The organism is Chitinophaga sp. G7 BAM 1005 (assembly GCF_057126945.1).
In genome coordinates, this window is sequence record NZ_CP181478.1 from 4,613,183 (window position 1) to 4,636,510 (window position 23,328).

The following is a 23,328-nucleotide window of genomic DNA, read 5'->3' on the forward strand; positions in this document are numbered from 1 at the left end:
TGCATCGATAAAGCTTGCACCTACCACTTTCTTCCCCATTTGTAAATATTAATATACCTTAAACAAGTCAATTAAAAGAACGACGGAACTCCAGCGGCGAGAGGTTGGTCTTGGTTTTAAACAGTTTACTGAATGATTGCAGATGTTCAAAACCTAACTCGTAGGCGATTTCGCTGACGGAGAGATTAGTTGTCGATAGCTTCTCTTTAGCCAGCTCGATCAGCTTGTTGTGCAGATGCTGCTGGGTATTCTGACCGGTAAGGGATTTGAGTAAACCGCTTAGGTAACCTGGTGAAATGTTTAAGTTTTCAGCAATATACGTCACACTGGGCAGTCCTTTTAGGGCAAGGGCGCCGCTGTTAAAGTAACCAGCGAGCAGATCCTCCAGTTTGGTGAGTACCTCATGGCTGGCAATCTTGCGGGTAATGAACTGGCGCTGGTAGAATCTTTCTGAATAGGTCAGCAGGAGTTCCAGTTGGGCGATGATCACGTTCCCGCTAAACCGGTCAATATTGGCATGGTACTCCTGCTCAATATTCTGCGCAATGGTGGTGAGCATCGTTTCTTCTTTGTCAGATAAGTAAAGCGCTTCGTTAACAGCGTAATTAAAAAATTCGTATTGTCTGATGTTTTTAGCCAACGGGGTATTCCATAAAAAATCCGGATGGATCAGGATCATCCAGCCTTCGGGATGGTGCATTATGGCACTTTTTTCAAATTCCACCCCAAACACCTGTCCGGGAGACATAAAGAACAGCACGCCTTCATCAAAATCGCTGGCTTGCTGCCCATATTTGAATTTCGCGTTCTTTACCCTTTTCATGGAGATCGAATAAAAATCATAGATCAGGCTGAACGGGCTTTCAGCAAGCGGCCTGTTCAAATCATCCATATGGACCACGCTGATCAGCGGGTGTGCCGGGTTAGGCAGGCCTGCAGCCCGGTGATATTCGGTGATAGTGTGAAAACGGAAAATCTGCGGATTGTTCATCGTCAATTAAAGTTCGTTATTTTTTCTGGTAGACAGCAGCAAACTCCGGGGCAAAATCAGCGAGTTTGACCTTACCCATTTTCGGCCGGTTCTGGTGAAAGTTCTCCAGGGTCTTGCCACTGTGCATGGCGGCCTGCATTTCCACGAGGGTCCCGGCCAGCTTCTCCGGTATTTTAGCCATTTTCAAACCTTCCAGCATCTCCTTATCCGAAAGCAGCACCCACTTTAACCAGGGCGGCTTGCCCACCGCGGTGCCAATAACCCTGGCGGCCTCGTTACAGGTCATTTCCTCGCTGCCCACGTAACGGATAGTTTTCTCTTCAGGTAATACAACCAATTCCTCGGCAACGGCATCAGCGATGTCCTTTGGCGATACAAACACAATGCGATCCTCTCCTCCGCAATTTCCCATCAGCAGGCCGGTCTTGCCGGTTAGCAAGGCCCAAAGGCCGGAATAACGAAGCGTCAGGAATTTTGCGCCATCCGGCGCTGGTAGCCGGTCAGATCAGGCTCGGTAAAACTCAGAGGAATCATAGCATAAACTGCGTCTGCGTTTTTGAAAGTATTGGTTAAAAACCTGACATCGGAAATCGAACCAATGGCGGGTATCGCACCTAGGTTTTCGATAGCTGCTTTTTTTTGGGGGTCACTACTGATAACAGTCACCACATGTCCCTGTGCGATTAATTGTTCTGTCAGCGGCTTACTGATGTTTCCTAAGGAACCCGTTACAATAATTTTCATCGCTTCTTATTTGGTATAAACGCCGTTTTCAATATCAGTTAGCAAAGTAGCATGCGTTGGGCGCCAGTTCAGATGCTCCTGTGTCCATATGCTCGACGCCGGACAGTCGATCGCAGCCATATGTGAAAACCAGCCAAAATGTTCAGCGGCAGCTTCCGGCGCTACCGAAACTACCGGAAGATTCAGTTGTTTGCCTATGGCTTTGGCTATCGTTTGAACTGTAATGGCTTCTTCGGTTGAACCATGATAGCGGGCTCCCGGCTCAGCGTTCTCTAAAGCCAATCGGAACAAACGGGCAGCATCCTGCCGGTGTACAGCATTCCAGCGATTCTGGCCCTCGCCGATATAAGCGGACACCCCTTTTTCTTTAGCGATGTTAACCAGAATGGGTATGAAGCCATGCTTATCGTCGTCGCCATGCACCGATGGCGATAAACGGATGGTTGCTGCACGGACTCCCAGCGCGGCTACGGCATCTGCTGCCTGTTCAGAAGCCCGGGGCCAGCCCGGGTTGAATGGCGGGATTATATCTTCAGTAGCCAGTTTGCCCGGGGAGACCAGCGCTGTGCCGGAAGTAACGATAAAAGGACGGTTAGAACCGGCTAGTACTTCGCCGATGGTTTCGATGGCTGTTTTATCCACCTCGCATACTTCCTTGAATCGGCCAAAGTCATGGATAAACCCTGCATGGATCACGCCATCCGACTGAGTGACGCCGCTCCGAAGGCTTTCCAGGTCTTCAAGGTCGCCCCGATGAACCCCGGCGCCTGCTTTGATAAGTCTTTGGGCAGCTGCATCCGAGCGGGCCAACCCTAATACCTGGTGGCCGGCGGCTGTTAATTCCATCACAATGGCAGTGCCGATGAAGCCCGTGGCTCCTGTAACAAATATGCGCATGATTATTTTTCTTTTGCTGATACAAAGATCCGCTGCTTTTGTCAACCGGATTTATCCAAATCTGCGTTTGATTTAGCTAAAACCGTAAAAAAAAACAATCATCCTCAATTACAGGAAAAGGGCGCCTCTTACGAGCCACCCTTTTTCAAATCAGCATATAATTATTTCCGGATACTATTGCTTACCGGCCCGGATCATATCCAATGTATATTGGATCTCCGGATCTTTGCCAGCACGGATATATTGCTGAAAGCTTTCAAAGGTTAACTCTTTGTCGGGGCGACAACCTCGTCCGTTATCCTGCTTAGCTTTCATAAAATACACTTCGCTCATCGGAATGGTTAACTTACTTTTCGTTTTAGGCAGTTTATAGGTATTGAACCATGCCGCTGTAGTAGATGCTTCACCGCTACCGGTTTCGGCGCCTACCAACACACCACGTTTGTTATTCTTAACCAGTGCAGCAAAGTAGGTGGCCGCGCTTACCGTACCGCCGCTGATCAGCACATACACGTTACCTTTAAAGTTATTCTTATCCGGCGGATAGTTGGAAATGGAACCTTCCGTCAGGCGCGCATTACCATAGTAGAACCCTGCCGCGCTGTCGTAATCGAACCGTTGTTTCAGGAAGTTCTCGGTCTGCTTTACTTCTTCCTCCCCCATCTTGGTTCCATAACCATTCAACAGGTTTTCGGGATCATGCATCTGTATGTTCTTTGTCCGGTAATTGAATACATTATCGAACGGACGTAATGCCACAAAGGAATACAGCAGGGCAGACATATTCGGGTTACCTCCTCCGTTCGACCGGATATCTATAATGACGTTGTTGATATTACGCTTCTTTACTTCCGCGAAAAAATCGTTCAGCTCCTTATACATGGCATTTTCCTGCAGCATAAATGTAAGAACGGTCAGGATGGCCGTAGATTCCTTATCCTGGTATTCCTTCGTTACATAAGCACGCTTCAGGAAAGTATTAAAGGGCAGCTCTCCCAGGCTCCGGTTATGGTAACCGGTTTTAGCGTCTACAGCTTTCAGCTGTATGGTAGTGGAATTTTTAGCGTCCTGCTCTTTGTATACTACTTCATAGTTGGTGGCTTCCGGAAAAATGAGGCTGATAAACAAACTAAGACTTGTTCCGGTGCGATCGGCGCCTGTTCTGATAAATCCATCGCTATAAGTAGCGTAGCCGATTTCGCTCAGCAGCTTTGCCGCAGGCATTTTATTAATACTCAGTATCTCTGCACCGAAAGGAATGGTTTCTCCTTTCGCATTAACAATGATCCTGTCTTTAAAAGTGGTGGTAGCCAGCGGAAAGTGATTCATACCATAAAATACGTCCACCACACGCTCCTCATCATAATCCATTTTCAGATGCACATCATTGAATAACTGTACGGGAGAATACCGCAAACTGCTTAATATCGACGGATCTTTATCCAGCCGGTTCATCAGGGAATCCATTTTACGATTAAACGTAACGGTGTCCGTGAACTTATAAGGATTTGGATGTTGTTTCTTCAACAACTCAACGGCGTATTTAAAATCATCTTTCAAATCCTGCCTGGTAAATCCGGTAAAAGGTTGTACCTGGGCCATAACAGATGTGGAGAGCAGGGACATAAGTATCCCTGAGGCAAAAATTTGCTTCATGCTATTGTGATTTTTTAAAATAGTGATATGTTCAGGTGAGCGTTTCTCCCAGGCTACATTTTATTGATAAGCGCAATGATTCCCTCGTTTTCGATAATCATCATACCCTGCCGGTCTTCGGTAATCCCTTCGTGTAAAGTGTAGGTGTACCTGGGCACATTTCCTTCCAGTACAGTAGGCATAAACCGAAACTGCACATTGGACAGGTCTTCCAGCGCTTCTCCCACTTCGATGATATGAGTGGATACGATAAACAGGCAATTGTTGTATTCGGAGAACCCTCTCGTAACGGCCAGGGTACCATCAAAGGCATCTTTTACGTTGGTGCCCTTAAACAATTCATCGAACATCAGCAGCAGGTGTTCGCCGGTGGCTGCGGCCAGCGCAGCATCCTTCACCCTTACTACTTCCGCGTAAAAATGACTGTACCCCATTGCTATGTTGTCGGCCACGTTGATGCTGGAGAAGATGCCTTCGCGTACCGAAAACACCATTTCGGAAGCGGCTACCGGGAAACCGATATGCGCCATGTACATACCGATGCCGATAGATTTCATCCAGGTAGACTTACCCGCCATATTGGCTCCGGTAAGGAACAGGACATTACTGCCCTCCATCATTTGTATATCGTTGCCTACCGCTTTTGAAATACAGGGATGCCTGAGCCCCCGGGCATGGAACAGGTTTTCGGTTTTTTCCACTGCCGTTGCGTAACAAAAATGCCGCTCCCGCGATACATTGCTGACTGCGATGTATACATCTGTTTCCGCAATGAACTGCAGCACGTCCTTCATAGCTTCGTTGTGCCGGTTGCGCAGCAGGAAATCATACTCGGATACCGTTCCCGTTGACATCGACTTGTAGATGTCGCTGTCCAGGATTCTGCGGATGTCTTTCTGCTGCATGATGGCCAGTAAGGCTTTTACACGGTCCTGCAAAGGACTGTTTTCCCGTTTCAGTAACTCCAGCAGTCCAAAACACTTTTTCAGCGTTACGATCGTTGCCTGCAACTGCAGCAGCGTGTTTTTGAAACGGCCGTCTTTCGTGAGGCCCGCCAGTAACTTTTGCAGTTGTATGTCCACCGTCACCGCCCATTGCGATTTTCCTGCCGTAGTATCAATATATTCCCGCATCAGGGCAACCTGGTCGGCCTCAAAAGGAAATGTGACACCTTTCTCTTCAAAAAACTCAAAAATCGCTACCCGCCGGTTGATAGCGTTGGCATCATTCAGCGGATGTGAAAACATCTCATCCATCAGCTTCTCGCCGATCCTTGTTTTCACTTTATTGAATAAAAAGTATACTGACCCCTGACGGAATTTCCCCATTAGGTTCAGCTCCCCTATCGATTGGCGATCTATTTTAAAACTCATAATTGCTTATTTAATTTTTTTTCGCCTTTGTTTCCGCGCTTAAGAATGTCCAGTATACCTTCGTTATTAATAATAATCATTCCATGCTTATCATTGGTAACGCCTTCCTGCAGGGTATACGTGTATTCAGGTACAGTCCCTTTCATCACGGTGGGAAGAAAATAAAACGCGGCGCTTTCCTTTTTCCGCAACTCGTCTGCCGCTTCTATAATATGGGAAGAGATGATGAACTTACTGTCTTTCCGGTTGGTAAACGCATTACAAACAGCCAGGGTTCCTTCCAGCGCATCCTTCACATTCGTACCGCGGAACAATTCGTCGAACAATACAAACAGTGATTTTCCTTCACTGAGTTCCTGTCCTATTTTCTTCACACGCAATACTTCTGCGTAAAAATGGCTGGCCCCGATGCCCAGGTTATCAGGCAGGTTGATCGTTGTATATACGCCGTCCATCACAGAAAACTCCATAGCCGCCGCGGCTACCGGGAAGCCCATGTGCGCGATATAAACTGCGGTACTGAACGAACGCAGGAAAGTGGACTTCCCGGCCATGTTGGCGCCCGTAAGAAAAACCAGGTTACGGGAAGGTCCCATATGCAGACTGTTCGCCACCGCATTTTTTAAAAGCGGATGGTATACACCATCCACTTTTAAAATGCTGGTTCCTTTCGGATGCACCACAGGGAATACCATGTTATGTTTCCGGGTAACCTGCGCCACGGAAACATATACATCGATATGATAAATAAAATGCAGCAGTTGCAGCACTTTCCTTTTCTCCTTACTACGGATCAACACATCAAAAGCCGTAACGGCGGCGAATGAAATCCTGGCGTTCGGGTTTTCGTTAAACACCGGTATAAAAACCGGGTCATTCAACACCCCGATAGCCGCCAGCCGTTCTTCCTCCAGCTCTTTCACCCCTGCCATTTCCGGCGACTCCAGGTACTTTCTGAGTGCATGGAAAAGATCGATTATTGAAATAATCCCATTCTGTACTTCCTTTTCGCTGAGTGAAACTTTTGTTCCGCCATCCGGGTTATCGTCAAAGGAGATGTATTTCTCTGCCTGGTCCAGCATGGCGCCATCGAAAGGAAAGGAGGCCTTCATTTTCACAAAAGCAGTAATGATTTTGATCCGTTTGATGATCGCTTCCCTGTTGTTCAGTGGTTTCCTGAACATGGCTTCCATAATGGTTTGCCCACCACGGGTAAATGAATGATTATAAATATCGAAAATACCCTGTGTGTCTGCTTTCGAAAACAAGCGCAGATCATCCATCGTCTGCAAATCTGTCTGCAAATACATAATTATACTTTTTATGAAACAATGAAAGTGCCTGCTATTTGCGTTTTCTTCTTATCAATACCACGATACCGGCAGCCAGAATAAGGGCAGGTATAACATATTGAAGCACCATCTTCAATGTTTTGGCCGGGACCTTTTTGATCGTCAACCATATATCTGTAGGCACCGGAAAATTGTGATAAACCGGGAACCTGTTATCCACTGTGTAGCTGTAGAACGCATTGCCATAATCCTTTCCGTCTCCTTTAGCAGCAGACATCATGTCTGCATCGCTGGAAATAATGATCTTCTGCAATTTGTTGCCGATTTTGCGGGTAAGCTGCAGGCCCACCGGATAGGGCGCTTCCCTTCTGTAGTCCCCTTCCGCGCTATTGAATATAGGCGCTGCGGAGTCCACAACCAATGTGCCTCTTTCTACCCAGGTATTTGCATTGTTATGTATTGTGGTAATCTGTTCTACTTTAAATCCGGTGGTATCAGAATAGCTTAATACGCTGGCGCCAATGATATTGGTAGAGCAGCCATTGCCGATACCGTTTTTGACGTAGAAAAACGGTTGCTCATCCGCCATGTCCATACCTTTTTTGGCAATCAATCCGGCAAACTTGTGCGGCATATCCTGCGGGTTCGGCTCTACAAGGGTGCCTTCGTCTGAATTTACCCCCACATGATTCAGAATCGGGTTCATGATAAACTGCTTGCCTGGCTCGGAATAGAACATGGCATTTCCTCCTCTGTCGATGTACTGTTTAACGCTATCGACAATGGCCTTATCCAATACTGATTTCGGATCGGATATTACCAGTACGTCTTCAGGCGTAAACTTACCGGCACCCACACCCACGGCCGGGATAGTATCGAAATTCAATCCCATATTAATCAGCGCGTTCCTGGATGATTTATTCATGGCATGGTTCCCATATTCCCGTTCGCCGAACTTAAGGGCTGAACGCTCATAGTGCCCTGTCAAAAATTTAAACGTAGGCGTTGTATCATTTATTAAACGCAACAGGCTACCGGAAACATGCCTTTCGTTCGGAAAAACCTCCGGGTCCGAGTACGTTCTCAGGAACGTTTTTTTCCCTTTATACTCCACCTGCATCAATAAGCCTTTCGGTTCCGACTCCAGGTTGATGAGACTCCTGATTTCTGCGGGTGTTTTATAGATAGAGAGGTCGGTTTTATTCATTTCCGCGTATTTCTCCGCTATTTCCGGCAGCGTTTTGCCCGGGTACGTCAGATATATCGAGCTGTCACCATCGTTCACATCGTAATAGTACACATACTCAAACTCCATATTATTATAGAAGCGACGGTACCTGGCCCAGAAGTTCCACAGATAGGTATTGCGCGCGGTAGGTACGCCATTGATCAGATTATACCCAAACAGGTTTGTATACAGTGTTACTTTCAGCGGCGATCCGTCCAGCTGCTTCAATACCCCCTGGGTATTTTCATGCAGTGTATTTATTTTGCCTCTTGTCACATCCAAATAGCCAATAAGCCCGTGTATCGAGGTAACAACGAGTGCAACCACCACTATCGCGAATGCCAACAGGTATCTGCCTGCAGACACACGCCATGACTTCGACTCGGTAACGGATTTCGTTTTGATGATGGTAAAGATGATAAAAAGGGAAACAATACTGAAGAAGTAAACGAGATCCTTTGTTGTAATCAGACCAGCCAGGAAGCTCTCTATCCTTCCCGAACTGGAAAGAAACCAGGTGACATCCCGCACATAATCCGTTCCCTGGAACATCATGCCTAAAGTTGAGAACAGGATCAGCACCACAAATGTTCCGATCCCGGCAACAATCGGGTACGAAGTTAAACTGGAAATAAACATCCCTACTGCCACATACATGGCCGCCAGTAAAAAGAAGCCCAACACCATCGACATAATATGCAGGAACTCTACATTCTTAATAGAAAAGGTCAATATGCCCACCTCCACCGTAAAAATCAAGATCATCAGGCATACAAAACTGTACACACCCAGAAACTTACCCAGGATGATCTGGCGTGTTTTTACAGGCGACGAGTGAAGCAACTTAATAGTCCCTCCCGCATATTCACGGTTGATGACGCCCATAGTCAACAGCGGAATGTACAAAAAGAAGATCATCAGCACCGTATCGAGCCCCTTGCCGATTACCATTTTGGTCAGCGGCGTATTGAGAAACCCCGGGAAAGCATCGCCCTGCAACTCCAGCATGGCGTCCTGCTGCATTGCAGTATCCGCCAGGTTTCCCATGATAATGCCCGCACTGGACATCAGGAATAAAATCAATACAAACCATGCGATCGGCGAAAAGAAGAAGTATCGTAATTCTGCCCGCGCTATATTAAAAACTACTTTCATTAGTGTAAGATTGAAGAAGAATTTGATGATAATTGTTTGAATACATCGTCCATACCGGAAGATTCTGTGTGAATAGCAGTGAGCCGCCAGTTTTTCTCTGCACTCTTCTTCACAATTCTTTCCGCCAGATCGTCGTTGGGCTGGAACCAGATCCGGCATTTGTGATCCGGCAGCAACTCTACTTTCTGTACATCTTCTATCGCCATCAATTCTTCCGGCGCAGGCATATGGAGCATCCTGGCCACCATGGTATTGGGCTGGAGGATGTTATTGAAAGCATCGAGAGTATCAGAAAACACCACCTGCCCGGCTTCGATCATAATGATCTCTTTGGCAAGCAGGTTAATTTCGGACAACACATGCGACGACAACAATACCGCACGGTCCTTCGCAATTTCTTTTATCAGTTTCCTTGCTTCAATGATCTGGTTGGGATCGAGACCGTTGGTAGGCTCATCGAGGATCACCACTTTCGGTTTATTGATGATGGATTGCGCGATCCCTACCCGTTGGCGATAACCGCCCGACAGGTTCTTTATGAGGCGTGACCTCATCTGCGTAATAGACGTTTTCTCCAGTACTTCATCCACGGCACTTTTAATCAGGCGCTTATCCATCAACCTTAACTGCGCAGAATACTCCAGGTATTCCTGCACGGTAAAGTCCATATACAGAGGCGCCTGCTGTGGCAAAAAGCCGATCTGCTTTTTATATTCAATAGGATCATCTTTGATGTTCAATCCATTGATGGAAACATTTCCTTCCGTTTGCAGCAGGGTGCCGCAGATGATATTCATGGTGGTAGACTTGCCGGCCCCGTTGGAGCCCAGCAATCCTATAACACCGGTATCATTGATCTCAAAATTTATTTCGCGTATGGCCCAGGAACTGGCATACTTATGCGATAGGTTCTCCACCTTTAATATAGGCTGCATATAGTGTTGCTTATGATTTAAAACTTGGATTAATAATGACCAATACTGGTTGCCCTGGCCGAAAAAACGCCCTCGGAGGTCCAGGTGCCGGTTACCAGCATCGTACGTGCCTTAAACAGCCAATCGGCATTTGGCGTGGTAGTACCCGGTAAAATATTTTCCTGGGACAAGGTGGCCAATGTAACGCCAGTTGCATGATCTCTTACCTCGAAGCGGTAGTTCTGTACCGCTACGTTGGTAGGGACTTTTATAAAATCAGACAGTTGTTCATAGGCCAGATTGGAGACCATAGTTCCAGGCACCGGTTCCAGCTCTACCACGTCGATCGGCCGGTTATCGAAGAGATTAATGATCCGAAGATTGGCCACACTATCATTCACATTGCGGGAAGGAAGCTGTTCTTTTACGGTTTTTTGTTTTATCTCCGTTGGGCTACCGTACACAAAATGCGTGAAGATCCCGCCGGGTTCCAGTTTCAGGCTGGTTTTTGCGAAGGGCTTATTTGGCTGAAGCGTATCGTTGTTCCTGAACAACGTAAGCGGCAGGTCCATTTTATCGGTGGCATAATCAAAAGAGCGGCCATTGCCTACATAAGAAAGCCTGATGTAGTACCTGGGCTGTGAAGTTCCAAAATAGGCGGTCAGGAAGGAGGTATTATCGTTAATACCATTTACGATCGTCAAAGACGCCGGAAAAATCTCCGCTGGTACGTCCTTCTTACAGGCAGTAACGAGCAACATAATGCCTCCTGCCAACACGCCTGCTTTGAAATATTTTTTGAAGCTGAATTGAAACATCTTTCTTGATTTAAGATTGATTACGTTTTAGTTGTAGCCGATATTCTGGGAGAGATTGTTGTCCAGGCGGATCTCGTCCGGAGGAACCGGGTATAGCAACTGATACGGATTCCACGGTTGTTTGTAGGAGATCGTTGAAAGCACGTCTGTAGCCTTGTTCGTCCTTTTGAGGTCCAGCCAGCGGTGTCCCCATTCAGCAAACAACTCTACGCGCCTTTCCTGCGCGATGGCATCCGTTACCTGCTGGTCGGTTAAAGTATAAGGCAAACCGGTTAACCCTGCGCGCGCCCTGATGATGTTCAGGTCATCGATCACGGCATTTTTATTGGCCGCGTTCCGCAACATGTTCGCTTCCGCCCTTACCAGGTACATTTCCGCGAGCCGCATCACTACGTAATATTCGGACAGGTTCCCTCCTACCACACGGTTGTTCATATTGATCTTGTACTTGGCCGGCGTAAAACCGGCAGGTGTATATTGATTGCCGGCGATGGTCGCGACCCATGCAGTTTTCCTGTTATCGCCCGTTTCGAAAGCATTCATCAGCATCGGCGAGAGGTAACGGGTTGTCATACTATACCCTTCGGGCGTGGCATTGCCGCGTACCCCCGTAGTATTAGTCTGCTTCAATTGGAAAATAACTTCCCGGCTGGATATGCCGAACACGTTGTTCAGGTTTTCCAGTTGGAACAGGTCAGTGTGGCCAATCACCTCGTTCGCATTCTGCCAGGCTTTGTCGTAGTCTTTGGTAAACAGGTATACCCTTGCCAGCATTGCCTTCACATACCATTTATTGATCCGGATGCGCTCCGTGTTGTTACCATCGTAATTTTCGGAAAGATATCCCGACGCCTCCTCCAGGTCACTGATGATTTGCTGATACACGGCGGCAGGGTTGGCGGAAGGAAGTTTTTGTGTATCGTTATAATCGATGGATAAGGCGAGGGGAATTTTTTCGAACAGGTTCACCAGGTAGAAATAGCTCATTGCTCTTACGGCCATCGCTTCGCCCAGGACCCGTTTCCGGGAGGCCTCCGTAAACTCTTTCGACGTGGCGCCTTTCACTCCTTCTATCAGGGCATTGGCATTGAAGAGGCCCTTATAGGCCGTCTTCCATATTTTCGGGGAATAGCCCGTGTTCTGCAAGGTGAGCCTGGCGGCCGTTTCTGCATAGTACAGGTACCCGCCGCTGAGCGAGGGCGCATATAATTCGTCTGCCGAGTGCCCGGCGGCCTGCGTAATTCCTCCGGCACTGTATAGATCACCGCCCAGTTCCCCGTTCGAATAAACTTCGTTCGCTCCACCGTTGATCAGATAAGAATACAAACCATTGAGCGCAGTGCCTGCCTGCTCGTCGTTCTGGAAAACCTGGTTGGTAGTGATCGAATTTATCGGGTCTTTTATATCCAGCAGCTTATTGCAACCTGTTACCAACAGGCCTGACAATAGCACACTGGCTGCAGTTATATTGAAAGCAAATTTTTTCATACAATTAATTTTAGAAGCTTAATCTCAGGTTAGCGGCAATTCTTCTGATCTGCGGCGTAGTGCCCAATTCAACATCCGACAGTCTGTATTGCGAGAGTTTGAAGATCTTCGATGAATTCACGGAGACCGTACCCTGCTTCATGCCCACCTTCTTTATCCATGCTACAGGCAGCATATAGGCCAGGCTAAGGTTGTCCAGGCTGAAATAGGCGCCTTTGGCATAGTAGGCATCCGATCCGGAAAGTCCGCCGCTGTAAATGCTGGAATACCTCTGGTAAAGCGCTTTGTCGCCTGGTTGCTGCCAGTGCCTGTCTGCGATCTCGTCGTACAATACCCCGTTAGCCTTACCGCCATACCCGATGTCATTCAACTGGTCTGCGACCAGGGAATTTTCGAAGCTGAACTGTGCATCCAGCGACAATACCCGCTTGAAGTCTATCCGGAAGCCCGCGCCACCGAAATATTTAGGGTTGAGGTCTATCACCTTGTAACGATCATCCAGCTCTGTATCCGGGTAGTTCACCCCCATCCCGGCCGGCATGGTCCCATCCCCGTTACGGTCCTCAAACACCGCTGTTCCTTTCATTGGGTTGATACCGATATAGTGTGAGTAGGACTTGGCGGTTACAGAGGCCCCTATCCTGTACATATCCTTGTAGGGAGAATCTTCCAGCCCCGGGAAAGCCACCAGCGTATTCTTGTTCCTGCTTACCTGGAAACGTGCGGTAATACCCCAGGTATTGGTGTTCACGATCGTTGCATCCAATATCAACTCCAATCCTTTGTTCCGGATCACTGCAGGCCAGTTACCCGTTACAGCACCAAAACCTGTGAATGCCGGCGTAGTAATGCTGGTAAGTTGTTTTCCGTCCCGGTTGATGTAGAGGTTACCTTCGATGTTCAACCTGCTGTTGAAAAATCCCAACCGGGCGCCCACTTCGAACTTGCTGGCGCTGGACCAGCTATATTGCTGGTTAACGGGTTGTACGAGCGTATAAATGGTTTGACCATCATAGTCCGGCAATTTATCCAGGGCATCCGTTGGAACGTTCGACCAGCGTGAGAGGTATTGATAATCGCCCACGTTGGCATTGCCCATTACGCCATAAGTAGATCTGAGTTTTACAAACGACAGCCAATTCATGTTAGCCTTCTTAAACCATTCTTCGTTGGATAAAATCCATGAAGCGCCCACAGATCCGAAGTTCCCGAAACGGGACCCGCTACCGAAGCGCGACGAGCCATCTCTCCTGCCATTCAAATTAACGATGTACTTACTTTCCCAGTCGAAGGAAACCGTTGCCAGCAAAGAGGCAATTTTCAACGGAACAAAATTATTCGACGATTGTAACATCTGGGCATTGGAGTAGCTTTTGAGGAGGTTATCGTTAGAGAACATAAATGCCATCACCGATACCAGGTCCTGATCTGCATAACTGTAGTCTCCCGCCACGGAAGCAGATACCCTTGCGCCACCGAACAGTTTAACGTAGTTAATACTTGGCCTTACCAGCAGGCTTTTCCCGGAACCATTGCTGAAAATTGCGTAGTTAAAGGGATTATACAAGGGATCTTGCCCGGCTTTAGGGGCATAGGCACCGCCTTTATTGGAGAAAAATTCCCCGCTAACGCGAACACCCACCGTCAAATCCCTGAATATTTCGTAAGTAAAACCAAGATTGGTTTGACTTTTCAGCGTTTGATTTTCTCCCCAGCTCTTAATATCCTTGAATGGATAAATGCTCCCATACTGGTTTCTGTACGGAACAAAATTATATTCCCCGTTTGCATCATACATCGGTGGTGCATTGGGCGCCAGCGAGTAAAGGTTTAATGTAGGGGCAGTTTCATTGTTGGAATAAGTATTATTGGAAGAAAGTTCCACTGCGAACTTTCCGTTCGGACTGCGGTGATTGAAAGATATGCCCACCGTTAAACGATCGTTTCCCCTGCCCTGGTTGTACATTTCCGTTGTAGAGGTATATCCCACACTGATGCGATAGGTATTGAGCAGCATGCCACCTTCCACACTCAGTTGCACATCATTCGACTGCGCATTTTTGAAGTAGGCGCGTTGCCAGTCGGTATAGGCTTTCTGGTCCCAGATCGTAAGGTCCGGGGCACTCAACTGGGTAGGAAGCACTGCATCATTCATAAATGCTTCTTTTCTTACTGCCAGGTATTGCTCGGTGTTCATCATATCCATATAACGCTGCACGCTCGAAAACACTTTGGAGTAGCTTACATTGAACCTGGTAGGGCCAGGCTTTCCCTTTTTGGTGGTGATCATGATCACCCCGTTTGCACCCCGGGAACCATACAACGCAGTGGCATCCGCATCTTTCAGCACGTCCACGCTTTCAATGTCCAGCGGGTTGATCATGTACAAAGGGTTTTCGGATATAGAATAACCGCCCTGAACAGGTTGATTTGCACCGTATGGATTAACGGATAAAGTGGCTATGGGTAATCCGTCCACCACATACAGTGGATCCGTATAACTGTTTTCATTCAGCACATTGCGTCCGCGTAACTCTACTTTCCTTGCCCCGGCGGTGTTGGCCGACTGGCTGATACGGAGGCCGGGAACGCGGCCTGCGAGCGCATCCAGCACATTTACGACGGGTTGTCTTTCGATATCACTGGCTTTCACCGTGCTGATATTGGCAGTGCCGGTCCTTTTATTGGTAGTGCCCAGCACCGTGACCTGCACCTCATCCAGTTTATTTGTGGAGAGCACCATCTCTGTGTTGTATGCTCTGCCAGTAATAATTGCTTCCGTAATTTTAAACAGTTGGTCCACATACCCGATGTAGCTGATCCGCATTTGATCGCCCAGCCTTACCGGAACCTGGGCCGACCCGTTTCCGGCGGTGAGATAGTTCCGCTTGTCGGTAAGATTGCTGACGGTGGCGCTGCCCATTGGTGTATAACCGGGGGAATAGACATAAACATTTATCAATTCGGGTTTCGCCGGCACCGTATCAACGGATTGGCTGACTTCAGCCAGCCTGAACTCCTTCCGGGATACCAGAATGTTTTTGTCGATGATCTTGTAGCTCAGTGACTGGTTCTCGAATACTTTGTTGAGAAAGGTTCCCAGGTCAACTCCCCGGGCACTGATGGTGACTGGTTTTGCCACCGATAAGGCGGTAGCCTTGTACAGGAAAACATAATCGGTTTGCGATTCTACCGCTGCAAACACTTTTTCCAGTGCAACGTTTTTACCGTTAAAGTTGATAGTCTGTGAAAGGCCTCTGGCAGATACCTGCAACAGGGCAGCGGTAAGGAGAAAAAATGTTAGTTTCATGACTAACAGAGATTTGGTTGAGCCACGTTTCCATCCATAGGGAACCCGTATGCAATAAGAAATAATTAGCATAGCTTTGCATCGTCCGTCCTTTTCATAAAGGGCGGAATGTTTAAGTGAATAAATAAGCAGTCTTTAACCTGATTGTGATGATTACATTACTTGAACATCTACCGGGAGTGTCGCAAGCACTTCCGGTTTCGTTTAAGCAACCTCTTTTATTACTTGCTATCTTACATACAAAATATTTCCCTTCAGTTCAAAATTAACATCCATCGTTTCCAACACTTTTAATACATTAGACAAATTGGTGTTGCGGTGCATTTTCCCTTTGAAGATTACATTATCCGGCTTTCCAACGTATTGTATATCTATATTGTACCATCTTTCCAGCTGGCGCATGACACTGTATAAATCCATGCCGTCAAAATTAAACAGGCCGTTTTTCCATGCGATCACTTTGCCCGCGTCAGGCGTTTCCGTTACGGTCAGCGTAGCCCCCTCCGATGCATCCGGTTTGCTTAAAATCCCTGTCTGGCCGGGCACAAGCACCTGAGGCGGAGTAGTATGCCTATTGTCTGCCAGCGGCGTTATTTTCACAGCACCAGTCAACAATGTTGTGCGGATTGTTTTTTCATCATCGTACGTGTTAACATTAAATGAGGTACCCAATACTTCCAGTTTCATCCGATCGGTTTCCACTACAAAGGGCTGCCAGCTTTTGCTGGCTACTTCAAAGTAAATCTCCCCGCTGATTTTCACCCTTCGCTCCCGCTCCTTGAAAGCGACCGGATATTGTATAGAAGACTCGGCATTCAGCCATACTTCCGTTCCATCGGGAAGAATGACGTGGTACTGACGGCCTTTAGGTGTGGTAATGGTATTATGGGCCACCTCGTCTGTTGCGGCGGAGGCGTCGTATTTAAGCTCGTTATTGTTCAGCGAAATTTGCGTGCCGTTTTGTGTAGCAATTTTCCCTTCGCCCAAACTGTCCAGCACCAGTTGCGTACCGTCTGCGAGTGTCAGGATAGCGCCGTTTTTACCCGGTGGAATGTCCTGCTGGGCGGATTTCCGGCCAAAAGGATCAGAATTTTGCGCACCAGGTGTGAGGAGGAAATAAGTAGATATGCCTAACGCCAGTACTAGCACCGCGGCCGCCCATTTCCATGTGCGAAGGAACTGCATCCGGCGTACATTTGATGTTGCAGGTTTGTTGGAAAGAAAACGCTCCACCGCAGCAGTTTCATCAAACCGGGCCATAGCCCGCACGTTTTGTTGTTGTATGTCAGTATTGTTCAATTCCATCCATAACTGCCGGTTTTCGTCGCTGGCTGCGATCCACGCATCCAGCTTATCCTGCTCGTCGGCTGTAAGCATGCCCTGTTGCGAACGGGAAATAAGCGCTGCTATGATGAATGGATCGTTTAAAGAAGACCCCATGTCTAACCTGTTTATCTTATTACAACATGGTATCCCGATTGTACTAAAAGAACCGAAAAAAAATTATGAGTGGAGGGAAAACGACAGGAATAAGGCCACTACAGCCGGCGACAGGCGCATTCTCAGCAGCTTCATGCCCCTGGTTTTCTGGTTTTTAACCGTTTGGAGTGAGATAGAAAGGATTTCGGCGATCTGTTCGTTTTTCAGCCCGTCAATGTAACTCATACGAACGATCTTTCCGCATTGCTCGGGCAGGTTGCTGATCTCGCGGTAAATCACCCTGAAAACCTCCATGCGGATGATATCCCGGTCCTCCGCGGCGGCCGCCTCTTCCTGCTCGTGGAGAAATTTGGCCTGGCGTTCCTTACTATGCTGCGCCCCCTTCAAAAAATTAAGGGCTGCATTACGTGTAGCCTTGTACAGGAAATCCTTCAGATGCCGGAGATCCTCGAAGGCATATGGCTTCTGCCATAATCTTTCAAAAACATCCTGCACAATATCTTCCGCATGCCCGGGCTCACCGATGATCGATTCGGCGTAGTGGCAAAGCGCATTATAATACTCTTTAAAGATATAAGAATAATGCAATGTATCTCCCGAAGTCAATCCCCGCAAAAGCTGATACTCATTATAAAAAGATTTCCGCGACAAATTTGCAGCTCGATTTTAGTTGAAATGTAAAAATAATCAAAAAATCAAGCTATAAAAATGCAATTCATATAGAATTGATCCCATCATTTGTACTGCTGGCGATAGTGTTACAGGTAATCTGTCAGAGATGAATAAAGAGCAATTCATGATTGGTATTCAGCAGAAGTTACATTAGCCCCCTCCCATTCTCCCTTCCTTGCAGGCGTTTCCAAACAATTCCCTTTCTTCGGTTAACCTGAAAGCCGTCTATCAATTCCCATCCACTTTGCCAAATAACAAAATCTCCTTAACCGCCACACGGCTGCTCTCCGGCTTAATCCCAGTAATGACAAACCGTACATAACGCACCTGCCGGTTGCTAAACCGCACCGGTTTATAATCCTGTCCGCTCGACAATTTATCAGGGCTAACAACCGTCCAGGTATTACCATCTGCTGACGCCTCTACACTATAAGTATACCAATCACTGTCTTTTCCCCAGAATACCTGGCTACCTGTCAGCGAACAAGCCTTATCCAGATGGAGTGTGATCACCAGCGGGAAAGCGCTGCCGGCAGCCGTCCAGCCGGTCAGGTTATTGTTATCGGTCAACATCCCGGATCCCGGCGGGCTTACCTGGCCGTTTACGCTGATCTCTGCATTTTTCAATGACAACTCCTGCAAAGTATTATCCTGTTTGCTTTGAGTAGCTGCTTCAGTATAAACACGTTCATATTCGTTCACCCATACGGCATGCCATGCATCTGGTACCGTCTTCGTTGTACGCGCCTTTGTTTTGATAATTTTCACAGCGCCTTCCAAACCATTCGCTGTTGCGGTGATGCTGATTCGGCCTGGCTTATCTCCGGTTCTGATGAGTGCATATCCAATGCCCCCCTCGGTATGTTGTATAGCAATTTCTGCTGATGGAATATTACCGCCTGCCAGATGCCCTTCACCTGTAACCCGGAGCCTGATTTCGTACGATTGCCCGGCTTGGGTGTTGGCAATCACCATGCTTTTTTCATCACAAACTTTGATATAAACCGGAATCATATCCGCGCCGTCGGCTACAGGCTGCCGGGAAGGCTCCGGTATAGTAATCACCAATTGCCTGGGCGATCCGGGAGTGCTGATAGTATGACTGCAAACAAGTTTCCCGCCCAGCCATCCTTCAGCACGGAGTGTACCCGGTTCGTAGCTGCCTAAGGGGAAGGTATAAAGCGGGCTGCCGTTTTTGGCAGCTATAAATGGTGCTGTAACGGCATTGGCCGAACGGGTTTTCCATCCAACCAGCTTATTGTTGCGATACAACATAACAGTATCACAGTTGGAGAATACAATGATGCTGGAATCAGTATCCGGCAGGTTATTGTAACTGGCTATGAACACCATAGGACCGTAAGCTTTATTCCTGGCTGACTGCATGGATTGTAGCTGAAAGTAGCTGAACTTTTCATATCGATCCATATCTACTACACCGCTGAATGCAGTTATCGGATCGCTTCCACGGGTATAGTCGTTATAACTCCATACGAAGTACCCGCTGATACGGGGATTGGCATCCAGCCGGGCATGATCCCAATATCCGCCCCGTTCCTCCCGGGTTTCTCCGTTGAGCGCTTCCTGGCGCAGAATGCACTGATTGATCAGGCCCCGGGGAGTATATCTCCTGGAGGCCCGCAGCCCATTCTCTTTTGCCGGATCTGCTATCCAGGTGTCTCCCCATTCACGGGTAAGAAAAGGCTTATCAGGAGCGGGGTCTGTCATGTCCGGATTTACAAGTTTATAGAAAATATCATAGTAATCGCGGCTTCGTTGGTTATAGTCGTCTGCAGTAAACATCTGATCACCGGGCATTTCTTCGTGCGCAATCCGTACGGCCTCCTGCATCCAACTGGAAGGAGTTGGAGACTCATTCAGTGAAGTTTCCCATAGAAACACGGAGGGGTGGTTCCGGTCGCGACGGATCATCTGCCTGATATCACGAAATGTGTTTGTCTTGAAAACGTTGTCTTCACTATAGTACTGCCAGCCAGGCTGGCACTCTATTACTAATAATCCCAGCTCATCGCACGCACGAAGAAAATCCGGCGATGCCGGATAGTGAGCTGCACGTACGGCATTGAACCCTCCTTTCTTGAGCTGCCAGGCATCCCGATATTGCATGGAAGCCGGGGCGGCATCGCCTATATACGGATAAACCTGGTGCCGGTTAGCGCCTCTCAGGTATAACTTTTCTCCATTGATATAAAAACCATCAGCTTTCCCCTCAGGAGAAGTAAATGACAAAGTACGTATACCCGTTTGCGTTACCAGGTTGTCTGCCAGCTGCCGGCCATTATATACTTCAGACTCCAACCGGTACAGGTAGGGATGGTCGGGATGCCAGAGATGCGGAGCTGTGATCCGGAGCTGCTGCCGGAAAGTAGTATATGTTAGTTTATTTATTAAGATCGTTTGTTGCGCGGAAGCCACTACCCGGCCCCTTTTGTCTACCAGCTTAGTAAGCAGGCTTGCTTTAACCGGTTGTCCACTGGCATTGACCACCTCTGTACCAACCAACATTTCTGCTTTTTCACGGGACACATTCCTGCAGGTAACAAATACGCCTCCTCCTGCTACTTTGTTAGCTTCCAGTTCATCGGAAATATGGAGCTGACCAGTAACAGTAAGGGATACCTTCCGGTAGATGCCTCCATAGTAGTTAAAATCCAGGGTCGACATTTTCTTGCCCGGAGGCGTTTGAGGATTGTCAATGTTGGAAACCCTTACAGCCAATATATTTGCCCCGCCATATAACACGTTGTCCGAAATGTCCACAGAAAATCCCATGTATCCCCCATGATGTTCGCGCAGTTTTTTGTTATTAAGATATACTTCGCAATCTGTCTGCACACCTTCAAACGAGACGTAAAGACGGCGTCCGGCCCAGTTTGCCGGCACTGTAAAGTGACGGCGGTACCAACCTACACCCTGGTATACCTTTCCGCCTCCATTGTGTTTAGGCGTAATACCCATTACATGGGGAATGGCCACTCCTTCCCACGATGAGTCGTCGAAGCCTGCAGCTGCTGCACCATAGATGTCCTGTTGACAAAACGCCCAGTTATTATTGAAATCCAATTCCTCTCTTGCTGACGTAGGAGATTGCGCATTTGTGCTGCTTATAAACGTTAGCAGGAAAAAATACAATACGGTGATCAAATACCTTAATGAATGTTTCATGTTCATACCATGCTAAATTTTCTGATAATGATTCCTGCATTGATGATGCAGACACAGGAGTTTTTATGATGTATTACGGAGCTGTTCAGAATTTCGTGTGATTCTGGAGAATAGTAGCAAGCGGTATGCAGAGGAATGGAATACCGGAATGGAGCTTTAATTTATTACGGAGGATCTGTAATGCTTTCGCTTTCTGGTTTCTGACGGTTTGATTGGAGAGCGATAACTTATCCGCTACCTCCTGGTTAGTGAATTGTTCAATATAACTAAAGATAAAGATTTGCCGCATTTTTTCGGGAAGGCCGTCAATAGCCTTACGTATGTGAGCCAGCAACTCTGCATACATCACTTCATCAGTAACCTGCGCTGTCAGTTGTAGTTCGCTATAGGCCGCATGTTTCAACCGTTCTTTTTGCTTGTCCCGCATAAAATTAAGGCTGGCATTCCTGACTGTCAGGTACAGAAATGCCCTCACGGCAATGAAATTTTCAAAGGAAGTATGACGTTCCCACAGCTTGAGAAATGTTTCTTCCACAATATCTTCAATGGCACTTTCGTCATTAATGATCCGCCTGGCATATCCACAAAGAACAGGTCCGTATACCCGTATCAGGTAATATAAAGCACTACTGTCTCCTTTTTGCAGCAGCTGGAAATAATACGTGTCACTGTTATTATCCTTTTTCATTGGTCGATCAGAATCCCCGTGGTAAAGTAAATGTTTTTTGTAAGAATATTATAACCGTAGACTCCGGAAATGTTGGTGTTATGACAAATTAAAAAAAAATTGAGAAACAGATGGTACAACCCCGGTAGTGAAGTGTTTCTATATAAGGAGCTGAATAAACCCTATGGAGAGGAATAAACTAGAAGAAGCTTTATATATAGCAGAACTGATCATCAAACAAAAAGAGGAACGATGTTCGGAAGAGGAATTGTTATATCTGGAGGAATGGATAAAGAGACACGATGATAATGCTCTCCTGAATCAGCGAATGATAGCAGGGAGGGGACTTTTGGAGGATCTTACTGCATTGGAGCATTATGATACAGCCGCAATGGCGGGCCGGATTTTTTCACGGGCCGGATTAGTTTTTCCGCCTGATAAAATACCAGAAGAAATACATCCTGTTGCGGGATCTGGTAAATGGCGATCGTTACGATGGGTGGCCGCCGCTTCAGTAGTGGGATTATTGCTGGCATGCACTTTCCTGATGATACAGCGCCCTACCGGTAAACAAAACAACGGTATGGCAGCAGTCGCCGGCAATGCAAAACGGCCGGGGAGTAAACAGCCCGTGCTTACATTAGGGAATGGCGCCACCATAACGCTTGACAGTGCGGTCAGCGGAATAATAGCCAGTCAGGGTGGCGTGAATGTAGTACAATCGGCAAACGGGCAACTCCGCTATCTTCCCGGTAGCACATCAGGAGCAGTACTACAATACAACACAATAACGGTGCCCCGCGGTGGAAGTTACGAACTGATTTTGTCAGATAGCACTTATGTACGCCTCAATGCCGAATCTGCGCTGACTTATCCGACTGCGTTTACTAATGGTGAAAGAGTGGTGAAACTCAGCGGGGAAGCTTATTTCGAAGTGAAACGTCAACCAACTGCCGATGGAAAAGGGAAGATGCCTTTTGCTGTGAAAATACTCCGGCCCGATAAAATAGATGCGGAAGTGAAGGTATTGGGAACACATTTTAATATCCACGCGTATGGAGATGAAACTTTGGTGAGAACTACTCTGGCAGAAGGCGCGGTAGCAGTCCGGAAAGGAAGCAGCGAGGTACGCATATATCCGGGTCAGGAAGCCGTATTTACCGCCACGTCTGTTCCTGTAGCACGGCAAGCAGATCTGGAAGCCGCGCTGGCATGGAAATCCGGCCGGTTCCTTTTCAGATCTTCCGATATCAGGGAAGTGATGCGGATGGTAGCGCGCTGGTATGATGTAGATATTACTTATCAAGGAGATTTATCTGATGTCAATTTTTCAGGAGATATGCTCAGGAAGGAACGCCTGAGAGATGTACTGGATATTCTTGAAGCTGATGGCCGCCTGCATTTCACTGTAAATGGTACCCGGGTACTGGTTTCCAAATCAACCAATTATACTCTGCCTCGCTAAGGCTTAAATATTAATAACAACCAAAATATAAG

17 protein-coding genes are annotated in these 23,328 nt (G+C 47.4%); 1 reads left to right on the plus strand and 16 read right to left on the minus strand.

The window, feature by feature from the left end:
- Nucleotides 1-67: 67 nt before the first annotated feature.
- The 16 genes from ACMXI2_RS18370 to ACMXI2_RS18445 form a co-directional block, all read right to left on the minus strand.
- Nucleotides 68-991, minus strand: coding sequence for a helix-turn-helix domain-containing protein (locus ACMXI2_RS18370; RefSeq protein WP_483777541.1), 924 nt, complete (start codon nt 989-991; stop codon nt 68-70).
- 16 nt (nt 992-1,007) lie between these two features.
- Nucleotides 1,008-1,430, minus strand: coding sequence for a hypothetical protein (locus ACMXI2_RS18375; protein ID WP_483777542.1), 423 nt, complete (start codon nt 1,428-1,430; stop codon nt 1,008-1,010).
- A gap of 26 nt (nt 1,431-1,456) precedes the next feature.
- The gene (locus ACMXI2_RS18380) at nt 1,457-1,735 is read right to left on the minus strand and encodes an NAD(P)H-binding protein (RefSeq protein WP_483777543.1); all 279 of its coding nucleotides are present in this window, start codon (nt 1,733-1,735) and stop codon (nt 1,457-1,459) included.
- Nucleotides 1,736-1,741: 6 nt separating this feature from the next.
- Entirely contained in the window at nt 1,742-2,632 is an 891-nt protein-coding gene (locus ACMXI2_RS18385; protein WP_483777544.1) for an SDR family oxidoreductase, read from the minus strand.
- A 174-nt stretch (nt 2,633-2,806) separates the two neighbouring features.
- Entirely contained in the window at nt 2,807-4,288 is a 1,482-nt protein-coding gene (locus ACMXI2_RS18390; RefSeq protein ID WP_483777545.1) for a S41 family peptidase, read from the minus strand.
- 53 nt (nt 4,289-4,341) lie between these two features.
- Complete coding sequence (locus ACMXI2_RS18395; RefSeq protein ID WP_483777546.1) at nt 4,342-5,661, minus strand: MutS-related protein; 1,320 nt, start codon at nt 5,659-5,661, stop codon at nt 4,342-4,344.
- Nucleotides 5,658-6,971 (minus strand): MutS-related protein, encoded by a 1,314-nt coding sequence (locus ACMXI2_RS18400; RefSeq protein WP_483777547.1) that lies wholly within the window; start codon nt 6,969-6,971, stop codon nt 5,658-5,660. Before ACMXI2_RS18400 ends, ACMXI2_RS18395 begins: the two co-directional genes overlap by 4 nt.
- A gap of 34 nt (nt 6,972-7,005) precedes the next feature.
- The gene (locus tag ACMXI2_RS18405; RefSeq protein ID WP_483777548.1) at nt 7,006-9,336 is read right to left on the minus strand and encodes an ABC transporter permease subunit; all 2,331 of its coding nucleotides are present in this window, start codon (nt 9,334-9,336) and stop codon (nt 7,006-7,008) included.
- Nucleotides 9,336-10,271, minus strand: coding sequence for an ABC transporter ATP-binding protein (locus tag ACMXI2_RS18410; RefSeq protein WP_483777549.1), 936 nt, complete (start codon nt 10,269-10,271; stop codon nt 9,336-9,338). The genes ACMXI2_RS18405 and ACMXI2_RS18410 overlap by 1 nt, the downstream gene beginning before the upstream one ends.
- Nucleotides 10,272-10,300: 29 nt before the next feature.
- Entirely contained in the window at nt 10,301-11,068 is a 768-nt protein-coding gene (locus ACMXI2_RS18415) for a hypothetical protein (protein WP_483777550.1), read from the minus strand.
- A gap of 27 nt (nt 11,069-11,095) precedes the next feature.
- Nucleotides 11,096-12,556, minus strand: coding sequence for a RagB/SusD family nutrient uptake outer membrane protein (locus ACMXI2_RS18420; protein WP_483777551.1), 1,461 nt, complete (start codon nt 12,554-12,556; stop codon nt 11,096-11,098).
- A 10-nt stretch (nt 12,557-12,566) separates the two neighbouring features.
- Nucleotides 12,567-15,866 (minus strand): SusC/RagA family TonB-linked outer membrane protein, encoded by a 3,300-nt coding sequence (locus tag ACMXI2_RS18425; protein WP_483777552.1) that lies wholly within the window; start codon nt 15,864-15,866, stop codon nt 12,567-12,569.
- Between the two features lie 228 nt (nt 15,867-16,094).
- Nucleotides 16,095-17,306: a FecR family protein gene (locus tag ACMXI2_RS18430; protein ID WP_483777553.1), complete on the minus strand. Its 1,212-nt coding sequence runs from the start codon at nt 17,304-17,306 to the stop codon at nt 16,095-16,097.
- Between the two features lie 63 nt (nt 17,307-17,369).
- Nucleotides 17,370-17,957 (minus strand): RNA polymerase sigma factor, encoded by a 588-nt coding sequence (locus ACMXI2_RS18435; RefSeq protein WP_483777554.1) that lies wholly within the window; start codon nt 17,955-17,957, stop codon nt 17,370-17,372.
- Between the two features lie 249 nt (nt 17,958-18,206).
- Nucleotides 18,207-21,170, minus strand: coding sequence for a glycoside hydrolase family 2 protein (locus ACMXI2_RS18440; RefSeq protein WP_483777555.1), 2,964 nt, complete (start codon nt 21,168-21,170; stop codon nt 18,207-18,209).
- A 79-nt stretch (nt 21,171-21,249) separates the two neighbouring features.
- A complete protein-coding gene (locus ACMXI2_RS18445; RefSeq protein ID WP_483777556.1) occupies nt 21,250-21,852 on the minus strand; it encodes an RNA polymerase sigma factor in 603 nt (200 codons plus the stop codon).
- Between the two features lie 163 nt (nt 21,853-22,015).
- On the opposite strand from ACMXI2_RS18445, the gene ACMXI2_RS18450 reads away from it, so the two are divergent.
- Complete coding sequence (locus tag ACMXI2_RS18450; RefSeq protein WP_483777557.1) at nt 22,016-23,296, plus strand: FecR family protein; 1,281 nt, start codon at nt 22,016-22,018, stop codon at nt 23,294-23,296.
- The last annotated feature ends 32 nt before the right edge of the window (nt 23,297-23,328 follow it).